The 9,989-nt window shown below is 68.7% G+C and carries 8 protein-coding genes; 6 read left to right on the top strand and 2 right to left on the bottom strand.

Going from position 1 to position 9,989, the window contains the following annotated elements:
- Positions 1 to 33: 33 nt before the first annotated feature.
- Positions 34 to 1,227: an ROK family protein gene (locus ACFTZB_RS37865; RefSeq protein ID WP_378439874.1), complete on the bottom strand. Its 1,194-nt coding sequence runs from the start codon at positions 1,225 to 1,227 to the stop codon at positions 34 to 36.
- A 151-nt stretch (positions 1,228 to 1,378) separates the two neighbouring features.
- On the opposite strand from ACFTZB_RS37865, the gene zwf reads away from it, so the two are divergent.
- From zwf to ACFTZB_RS37840, 5 genes are all read left to right on the top strand, one after another.
- Entirely contained in the window at positions 1,379 to 2,857 is a 1,479-nt protein-coding gene (gene zwf / locus ACFTZB_RS37860) for a glucose-6-phosphate dehydrogenase (RefSeq protein ID WP_378439872.1), read from the top strand.
- Positions 2,854 to 4,707: a phosphogluconate dehydratase gene (gene edd / locus ACFTZB_RS37855; RefSeq protein ID WP_378439870.1), complete on the top strand. Its 1,854-nt coding sequence runs from the start codon at positions 2,854 to 2,856 to the stop codon at positions 4,705 to 4,707. Before zwf ends, edd begins: the two co-directional genes overlap by 4 nt.
- A 10-nt stretch (positions 4,708 to 4,717) precedes the next feature.
- Complete coding sequence (gene eda / locus ACFTZB_RS37850) at positions 4,718 to 5,344, top strand: bifunctional 4-hydroxy-2-oxoglutarate aldolase/2-dehydro-3-deoxy-phosphogluconate aldolase (RefSeq protein ID WP_206009762.1); 627 nt, start codon at positions 4,718 to 4,720, stop codon at positions 5,342 to 5,344.
- 28 nt (positions 5,345 to 5,372) lie between these two features.
- A complete protein-coding gene (locus ACFTZB_RS37845) occupies positions 5,373 to 6,551 on the top strand; it encodes an ROK family transcriptional regulator (RefSeq protein WP_378439867.1) in 1,179 nt (392 codons plus the stop codon).
- A gap of 227 nt (positions 6,552 to 6,778) precedes the next feature.
- On the top strand, positions 6,779 to 8,230 hold the full coding sequence (locus ACFTZB_RS37840; protein ID WP_378439865.1) for a sugar porter family MFS transporter: 1,452 nt from the start codon (positions 6,779 to 6,781) through the stop codon (positions 8,228 to 8,230).
- Between the two features lie 37 nt (positions 8,231 to 8,267).
- On the opposite strand, the gene ACFTZB_RS37835 is transcribed toward ACFTZB_RS37840, so the two are convergent.
- Positions 8,268 to 8,999, bottom strand: coding sequence for a FadR/GntR family transcriptional regulator (locus tag ACFTZB_RS37835; protein WP_378439863.1), 732 nt, complete (start codon positions 8,997 to 8,999; stop codon positions 8,268 to 8,270).
- A 167-nt stretch (positions 9,000 to 9,166) separates the two neighbouring features.
- On the opposite strand from ACFTZB_RS37835, the gene ACFTZB_RS37830 reads away from it, so the two are divergent.
- The coding region (locus ACFTZB_RS37830; RefSeq protein WP_378439861.1) for a GntP family permease at positions 9,167 to 9,989 on the top strand (823 nt) is incomplete at its 3' end.

The following is a 9,989-nucleotide window of genomic DNA, read 5'->3' as shown; positions in this document are numbered from 1 at the left end:
AGTGGTTAACGAGTCTCTGGACTCGTCAACCGCTCACGGGCGCGAAGCGCCTGCCAGCAGTTGGTCCACGGCGCGCACGCTGAGGACGTGGTCGAGTGCCATGGTGGCGCTGCCGACGACGCCGGACAGTTCCCCGTGCGTCCAGGGGAGGATCTGCAGCTGTTGGGTGGCGACGGCGATCGCGTTGCCGTACAGGGTTTCGCGTAGCCCGGCGACGAACGTGTCGTACGCCTGCGCCATGTCGCCGCCGACGATCACGACCTCCGGGTTGAGGAGGTTGATCGCCCCCGACAGGACCTCGCCGATCTGACGCCCGCTCTCGCGGATCATCCGCCGGGCCTCGGCGTCGCCGGCGAGCGCGAGGGTGATCACGTCGCGGATGTGCGTCACTTCACGTCCCTGCTCCTGCAGGTTGCGGACCAGCGCCCACCCGCCGGCGACGGCCTCGATACATCCCACATCACCGCAGCGGCACACCACCCCTTGTGCCGCTGCGGTTTTCGTGTGCCCGATTTCGCCCGCCGCGCCCAGGGCGCCCCGCTGCAGCACGCCGCCGGAGACGAGTCCGGCGCCGAGCCCGGTCGACGCCTTGATGAGCAGCATGTCGGCGAAGTCGCGGCGTTCCCCGCGCCGCTCGGCCAGGACCATGACGTTGGCGTCGTTGTCGACGAAGACGGGCGCGTCGGTGACGTCGGCGAGGAACGGCTGCAGCGGGACGCCGTCCCAGCCCGACATCATGGGGGAGTTCAGACTGCATCCGCGTTCGGTGTCGACGGTGCCGGGGAGGCTGATCCCGATTCCGACCGTCCGCCCCGCGGTCTCGCCCAGGCCCTCGCGCAGCGCGAGGAGACGTCTCGCGATGACGGGCATCAGCTCGGCCGGGCTCGTGCCGATTTCCTGCTCCACGTCCTCGGCGACGATGACGTCGCCTGCGAGGTCGCAGATGGCCAGCTGGGTGCGGCTCCGGCCGATGGCGGCCGACAGCACCACACCGGCCTGCACGTGAAACGAGAGTTTCACCGGCGGGCGTCCGCCGGTCGACACGCCCTCTTCGCGTTCGACGACGAGTCCCGACGCCTGCAGCGACGACACCCGGGCCGCGACGGCCGTGCGGGACAGCCCGGTGAGGTTGCCGATCTCGGTGCGGGTGGTGGCTAGCCCTGCGCGAATGAGGGCGAAAACGTCGCCACCCGTCGCCGGGGAGGTCGTCGAGCGAGGCGTCCGCATGCAGGCCATTCAACCAACCGGACACGCGTCTGACAACGTAAGGTTCAGATCTTTGTTCGTCGAAATACTTAAGTCTGTATTGATCAAAAGCCAAAGGTCGCCTACTCTCGTCTGTGATGGCCCACACATCCGGCTTTCAGAGGGAGATGACATGTCACCAGCGACCACCGTGGAACCGTGCGATTTCGTCGTGTTCGGCGGCACCGGCGACCTGGCGGTTCGTAAGCTGCTTCCCGCGCTCTACCTGCGCGACAGGGACGGTCAGCTGCCCGCCGAAACCCGCGTGATCGGTGCCTCGCGAGCCGGTCTCGACACCGACGGCTACCGCGACAAGGTGCGAGGAGAACTCGCGCGGTTCGTCTCCGGCGATCAGCTGGATTCGGACACCTGTGAGCGATTTCTCAATCGCCTCGAATACGTCACCGTCGACGTCGCGGACCCGGCGAACTGGGCGGGCCTGCAGGACTGTCTCGCCGACCGGGACGGTGCCATCCGGGTGTTCTACCTGGCGTGCGCTCCCGGCCTGTTCGGGCCGATCTGCGAGAACCTCGCCCTGAACGGTCTCGCCGACGCGCAGTCCCGTGTCGTGCTGGAGAAGCCCATCGGCCACGACCTCGCCTCGGCCCGCGCCGTCAACGACGCGGTCGGCGCAGTGTTCGAGGAATCGCAGATCTTCCGCATCGACCACTACCTCGGCAAGGAGAGTGTCCAGAATCTGCTGGTCACTCGATTCGCCAACACGTTCCTCGAGCCGCTGTGGAACTCCTCGTCGATCGACCACGTGCAGATCAACGTCGCCGAGTCGCTCGGTGTGGGCAGCCGCGGCGGCTACTACGAGTCGGCGGGCGCGCTGCGCGACATGCTGCAGAACCACCTGCTGCAGCTGCTCTGCCTCGTCGCGATGGAGCCGCCCACCTACGTCGACCGCGAGACCGTGCGCGACGAGAAGCTGAAGGTGCTCCAGGCACTCAAGCCGATGAGTCCGCAGGACGTCGAACGCTGCACGGTCGCAGGCCAGTACGGCCCCGGGCTCGCCGACGGCAAGGCCGTCCCCGGATACCAGGACGACGTCGAGAACCCGGACAGCACCACCGAGACGTTCATCGCCGTCAAGGCCGAGATCCAGAACTGGCGGTGGGCCGGCGTGCCGTTCTACCTGCGCACCGGCAAGCGCATGGACCGGCGCTGCTCGGAGATCGTGGTGCAGTTCAAGCCCGTCCCGCACCCCATGTTCCCCGGCAGCGAAGGCCACAGCGAACCCAACCGCCTGGTCATCCAGTTGCAGCCCCACGAGGGCATGCGGCTGCACATGACGGCGAAGGAACCCGGCCCCGGCGGTATCCGCCTCAAGCCGGTGTCGCTGGACCTCAACTACATCGAAACGTTCAAGCGTCCGTCGCCCGACGCCTACGAGCGGCTGCTGATGGACGTGGTCCGGGGCAACCCGACCCTGTTCATGCGCCGCGACGAGGTGGAGGCCGCCTGGGAATGGGTCGAGCAGATCCTCGTCGGGTGGGAGAAGTCCGAGCGTGGACCGCGGCGTTACCCGGCGGGCACCAACGGACCCACCGACGCGACCACCCTGATCGAGCGCGACGGCCGCGCCTGGCACGAAGGAGTTACCGCATGACCGACGCGCCCACACCCACCGCCGACGTACACCCCGTCCTCGCCGCCGTCACCGAACGCATCATCGAGCGCAGCAGGCCCGAGCGCACGATCTACCTCGACCGCATCCGGCAGGCCGCCGACCGCGGTCCGGCGCGCGGCAAGCTGGCCTGCGCGAACCTGGCGCACGGCTTCGCCGCGTCCGGCCCGGCCGACAAGAAGGCGCTGCGCGCGTTCGTCAAGCCCAACATCGCGATCGTCTCCTCGTACAACGACATGCTGTCGGCGCACCAGCCGTTCGAACACTTCCCCCGGCAGCTCAAGGCCGCGGTCATGGAGGCCGGCGGCATCGCCCAGTTCGCGGGCGGCGTCCCCGCCATGTGCGACGGCATCACCCAGGGCCGCGACGGCATGCAGCTGTCGCTGTTCAGCCGCGACGTCATCGCGATGGCGACGGCGATCGGACTGTCCCACGACATGTTCGACGGCGCCCTCATGCTCGGCGTGTGCGACAAGATCGTTCCCGGAATGCTCATCGGCGCACTCGGATTCGGACACCTGCCGACGATCTTCGTGCCCGCCGGGCCGATGACGTCCGGTCTGCCCAACAACGAGAAGTCGCGCGTCCGCCAGCTGTACGCGGAGGGCAAGGCCGACCGCGAGCAACTGCTCGACGCCGAGGCGGCGTCGTACCACGGTGTCGGCACCTGCACGTTCTTCGGCACGGCCAACTCCAACCAGCTGCTCATGGAGGTCATGGGCCTGCACCTGCCCGGATCCAGCTTCGTGAACCCGGGCACCCCGCTGCGGGAGGCCCTCACGTGGGAGGCGGGAAAGCGCGTCACCGGTCTCACCTCGCTCGGCGACGACTACACACCGGTCGGTGAGGTCGTGGACGAGAAGGCCGTGGTCAACGGCTGCGTCGCGCTGCTCGCGACCGGCGGATCGACCAACCACACGATGCACCTCGTGGCGATCGCCCGCGCCGCAGGCATCACCCTCACGTGGGACGACCTGTCGGAACTGTCCGCGGTGGTGCCGCTGCTCGCCCGGATCTACCCCAACGGCTCGGCGGACGTGAACCACTTCCACGCGGCGGGCGGCCTCGGCTACGTCGTGTCGTCGATGCTGGACGCGGGACTGCTGCACGAGGACGTGAAGACCGTCGTCGGCGCCGGGCTCCGCCGGTACACCGAGGAGCCGAAACTGTCCGGCGAGGGCGTCGAATGGCAGCCGGGCACCCGAATCAGCCTCGACACCAGCGTGTTGCGCGGACCGGAAGATCCGTTCGACGTCAACGGCGGCCTCAAGATGCTCACCGGAAACCTGGGTTCGTGCGTGATGAAGACGTCGGCCGTCCACCCGGACCACCGCGTGGTGACCGCCCCGGCGCGGGTGTTCGACGATCAGCTCGACTTCCTCGCCGCGTACGAGGCGGGCACGCTGACCGGCGACTTCGTGGCCGTGCTCCGGTACCAGGGGCCGCGCGCCAACGGCATGCCCGAATTGCACAAGCTCACACCGGTACTCGGAGTTCTGCAGGATCAGGGCCGCAAGGTCGCGCTGGTCACCGACGGCCGGATGTCCGGCGCGTCCGGGAAGGTGCCCGCGGCCATTCACCTCACTCCCGAGGCGGCGGCGGACGGACCGCTCGCGCGGGTGCGGGACGGCGACGTCCTCACCGTCGACGCCGTGACCGGATCCGTGAACGTGCACCTCGGCGACGAGGAACTGGCCGCCCGCCCGGCGACCGGTCGTGCGCTCGGTGCCGACGAATGGGTCGGCACGGGCCGCGAACTCTTCGCCGGCCTGCGTGCCGCCGTCGGACCGGCGACCCAGGGCGCCAGCGTTTTCCACCCCCAACCCGTCTAAGGAGTATTCAGTGACGAACAGCCCCTCCCTCCTCGACCGCGTCCCGGTCATCCCCGTCGTCGTCGTGGACGACCTCGGCGACGCGGTGCCGGTGGCCCGCGCGCTGGTGGCCGGCGGCATCCCGATGATCGAACTGACCCTGCGGACGCCGTGCGCCCTCGACGCCATCAAGGCGATCGCGACCGAGGTGCCGGAGATCTGCGTCGGCGCGGGCACGATCGTGGAACCGGTGCAGGCCGCGCAGGCGGCCGACGCGGGAGCGCAGTTCCTGGTCTCGCCGGGTAGCACCGAAACCCTGCTGAAGGCGATGACGGACACCGGACTGCCGCACCTCCCGGGCGCGGCGACCGTCTCCGAGGTGCTGTTCCTGCTCGAGCACGGCTACCGCGAACTCAAGTTCTTCCCCGCGGAGGCGTCGGGCGGCGCGAAGTTCCTCGGCTCGATCCACTCACCCGTGCCGGCCGCGCGGTTCTGTCCGACCGGCGGCATCTCGACGTCGAACGTCGGCGACTACCTGTCGCTGCCCAACGTCGGCTGCGTCGGCGGATCCTGGCTCACGCCCGCCGACGCCGTGAAGCAGCAGGACTGGGACCGGATCAGCGGACTCGCACGTGAGGCGGCGGCACTCGCCCGATAGCGCGTGACGCGGCGCGGTACGGTGAATCGTGCGCGACAGTGACAACGGTGATTCCCAGCGGCCGGGTTCTCAGTCCTCGCTGAAATCCGCCAATCAGCACCGTGTGGTCCGCGCGCTCCAGACGTCGGGTGAGCTCACCCAGGCGGAGATCGCGCGTCGCACCGGCTTGGCCCCCGCCACCGTGTCCAACATGGTCAAGGAATTGACCGCGGCCGGGATGGTCGCCGTGCCGGGCGGCGACCACCCCGGCCAGCGCGGCCGGGCGGTGCGGCTGACCCGCCGGATGGGGCTCGCGGTCGGGATCGACTTCGGGCACCGCCATCTCACCGTGGCCGTCGCCGACATGGCACACCAGGTGCTCGCCGAGGAACGCGTCGAACTCGGCGCGGGTCACCGCGCGGAGGACGGCGTGGTGCAGGCAGGCGCCCTTCTCGACGCGGCCCTCGACCGACTCGGCTGCGACCGCACGTCCGTCCTCGCGGTCGGCATGGGTCTGCCCGCACCGCTCGAGACCGACACCGGCGAGGTCGGCGGCCCGTCCATCCTTCCCGGCTGGGTCGGTGTCGACGCGGCCGCCATCGCGTCGGAGTATCTCGGCACCGCCGTGCACGTCGACAACGACGCGAACCTCGGTGTGCTCGCCGAACACATGTGGGGCGCGGGCCGCGGAACCACCGACCTCGCGTACATCAAACTGTCCGACGGCGTGGGTGCCGGCCTCGTCCTCGACGGCAGGCTGTACCGCGGAAGAGGCGGCACCGCAGGCGAAATCGGTCACCTGACCCTCGACGAGTTCGGGCAGGTGTGCCGCTGCGGCAACCGCGGCTGCCTCGAGACCCTCGTCGCCTCGCACGTCGTGATCGGGCTGCTCGCCCCGAGTCGCGGTCCCGATCTGAGCATCGCCGACATCGTCGGGATGGCCGAGCGCGGCGACGCCGCCTGCATCCGGGTGCTCGCCGACACCGGGCGGCACGTGGGTGTCGCGGCAGCGAGCCTGTGCAACCTCGTCAATCCCGAACGACTCGTCATCGGCGGCGAACTCGCGCTGGCCGGTGAACTGCTGCTCGGGCCGATGCGTGAGGTCGTCGGCCGCTATGCGGTGCCCAGCGCGGTCCGCTCCCTGGACATCCGCGTCGCCGAACTCGGCCCCCGCGCTCAGGTGCTCGGCGCCGTCGCCCTGGGTCTGCGATCCGCGCTTCCCGCGTGACTGTTCGCCGCTGAATCCTCGCTCCGCGTCAGGGGGCGAGGTCTGAGCTCTTCGCGTGCTGTGTGTTCATTAGTGAATGTAAATCGGACAAAAGCGTCCTTTTATGTTCATGTCTTGACGATTCGTACGTTCGTTGCCTACTGTGTTCCACACCACAACGACTGCGCACTCTGCGCAGGCCTCGGCCCGACCCGAGTCTCGATCACCCCTTGCTCACGAGGAGTCCCATGACTGAAAACGTCCTGTTGCCCGGCGCGGAATCGCCCGGCGACACCGCAGAGGGCACTTCGGTTCCCGTCCGGATCGCGGTCGTCGCCGCACTCGGCGGCCTGCTGTTCGGCTACGACAGCGCAGTGATCAACGGCGCCGTGTCGGCGATCGAGGGCAAGTTCCAGGTCGAGTCGGCTCTCCTCGGATTCGCGATCGCCTCGGCGCTGCTCGGTGCCGCGGCGGGAGCGATGCTGGCCGGGCGCATCGCCGACCGGTACGGACGCCTCGTCACGATGCGGGCCGCCGCGGTGATGTTCCTGCTGAGCGCCGTCGGCACCGGATTCGCGGCCAACGTCGAGATGCTCGTGACGTTCCGGATCGTCGGCGGCATCGGTGTGGGTCTGGCCTCGGTCATCGCACCCGCCTACATCGCCGAGATCTCGCCCGCCCGGGTGCGGGGACGACTCGGGTCGCTGCAGCAACTCGCGATCGTCACCGGCATCTTCGTCTCGCTCCTGGTCGACTACGCCCTCGCCGCGCTCGCCGGCGGATCGCAGGAAGAACTGTGGTTCGGGCTCGAGGCCTGGCGATGGATGTTCCTCGCGATGTGTGTGCCCGCACTCGCCTACGGTCTGCTGTCGCTGACCATTCCCGAATCGCCCCGCTACCTGATCGCGCAGGGGCGCATCGCCGAGGCCCGCGGCATCCTCGCGGTCCTGCTCGGCGAGAAGGGCCTCGATCTCAAGATCGAGAGCATCCGTTCGACGCTGGCCCGCGAGACGCAACCGTCGATCCGCGACCTGAAGGGCTCCGCGTTCGGCCTGATGCCGATTGTGTGGATCGGTATCGGACTGTCGGTGTTCCAGCAGTTCGTCGGTATCAACGTGATCTTCTACTACTCGAGTGTCCTGTGGCAGGCCGTCGGCTTCGACGAGGGCAGCTCCCTGCAGATCACGGTCATCACGTCGGTGGTCAACATCGCCACCACTCTCATCGCCATCGCCTACATCGACCGGGTGGGCCGCCGGCCGCTGCTCATCATCGGCTCCGCCGGCATGGCCGTGACGCTCGCGACCATGGCGTTCATCTTCGGAACCGCCTCCACCACCGTCGTGAACGGTGTCACGACGCCGCAGCTGACCGGGCTGCAGGGGCCGATCGCGCTCGTCGCCGCCAACCTGTTCGTGGTCGCGTTCGGAATGTCCTGGGGCCCGGTCGTGTGGGTTCTGCTCGGCGAGGCGTTCCCCAACCGCATCCGGGCCGCCGCCCTGTCGCTCGCCGCGGGCGCCCAGTGGGCGGCGAACTGGCTGATCACCGTGACGTTCCCGTCCATGAAGGACTTCTCGCTCGGAATCTCGTACGGCTTCTACGCCGTCTGCGCGGTGCTGTCACTCGTCTTCGTGCTGCGCTGGGTCAAGGAGACGAAGGGCGTGGAACTCGAAGCCATGCACTCCGATTCGGTCGTGTAGGCCTTCCGCACCACCACGAAGGACACCCGCGAGGATCTCACTCGCGGGTGTCTTCGTCGTCCTTCATCTGCTCGACGGCCGTCGCGGATTCGCTCACGATCGCGCGCATGGCCGCCTCCGCCGCATCCGCGTCGCCCATCTGGATGGACGACGCCACCACGCCGTGCAGGCGGATCGCCTCGGTCTCCGCGACGTGCGGCATCAGCGAGTGCCGGGTGCGGCCCTCCAGCACCTCCACGACGATCTGCGACATCGCACGCAGCAGGGGATTGCCCGACGCGGTCAGCAGTGTGCGGTGAAAGTCGGAGTCGTGGGCCAGGTACGCGTCCGTGTCCGCGGCGCGGGACGTCGACGACATTCCGATGACGGCCGCCGTCAGCGCCCCGCACTGCTCCGGCGTCGCCCGTGCCGCCGCGAGACGTGCGGCGAGCGGTTCGATGCCCGACCGCAGTTCGCTCAGGCTCGACAGCTGGTCGAACCGCTGCGGTCCGGCGAGTTTCCAGCGAATCACGCTCGGGTCCAGGGAGTTCCAGTGCTCCTCGCTCAGCACGGTGATCCCGACGCGGCGGCGGACCGCCAGGAGTCCGAGGGATTCGAGGACACGGACCACCTCGCGGACGACGGTGCGGGAGACGGAGTACTGGGTGACCACGTCGTCGGCGGAGATGCGGGTGCCGGGCGCCAGGGCTCCGGCCACGATGTCGCCGCCGAGTCGATCGAGCACCGTTTCGTGCAATTGCCGGTACTCGGCGCCCTCTGCGTTGGTCATCCGCCGATGGTCCCACGGTTGCTTCCACTGAACACACGTTGGCGCGCCCTTCACACGCTAAGTAGTACTTAATATGCCCAGGGCTTGAAATCATATGGTTTATGAGGCACAGTGACCTGAGTCACGAACAACGGTCATTCCAACACCGATCTCCCTGGAGCAACAGAATGAGTACCGCGTCACTACTCGCAGCGGCCGACAGCGCCGGCACCGACGCGCAGCTGATCACGGCCGCCGTCGTCGGCGTCGCCGTCATCATCGCGCTGATCACCTGGCTCAAACTCCACCCGTTTCTCGCACTGTCGATCGGCGCCGTCGGCGTCGGCATCGGCGCAGGTCTCGGTGCCACGGACTCGGTGAAATCGTTCGTCGAGGGCTTCGGCGCCACGATGGGCAGCGTCGGAATCCTGATCGGATTCGGTGCCATGTTCGGCAAGCTGCTCGCCGATTCGGGTGGCGCCGACCGTGTCGTCGACACGCTCGTCGGGCGCGCCGGACCGCGGACGCTGCCCTGGATGATGGCACTGGTCGGCGCGGTGATCGGCCTGCCGATGTTCTTCGAGATCGGTCTCGTGCTGCTGATGCCGGTCATCATTCTCGTCGCGCGCCGTTCGGGGCTGTCGCTGATGCGCATCGCGATTCCCACCCTGGCGGGCCTGTCGGCGATGCACGGTCTCGTTCCGCCCCACCCCGGACCGCTGGTCGCGGTGGCGGCGCTCAACGCGAACCTCGGGCTCACCCTCGCTCTCGGCGTCGTCGTCGCGATTCCCACCGTCATCGTCGCCGGACCGCTGTTCAGTAAGCTGGCGGCCCGCTGGGTGGACGTCCCCGTCCCCGAGCTCTACGTGACCGTCGAAGACCGGGAAGGCGCCGAAGCCGCCGCGGAGCGTCGCCGCCCCAGTTTCGCGGCCACCCTGTCCGCCATCCTGCTCCCGGTCGTCCTGATGCTGGGCAAGGCAGTGGCCGACGTCGTCGCCGCCGACTCGGAGT

Origin of the sequence: Rhodococcus sp. NPDC057014, assembly GCF_042673295.1 — a bacterium.
In the GTDB taxonomy this organism is placed as follows: Bacteria; Actinomycetota; Actinomycetes; order Mycobacteriales; family Mycobacteriaceae; genus Rhodococcus_F.
This window is presented reverse-complemented; position numbering and strand designations above follow the sequence as displayed.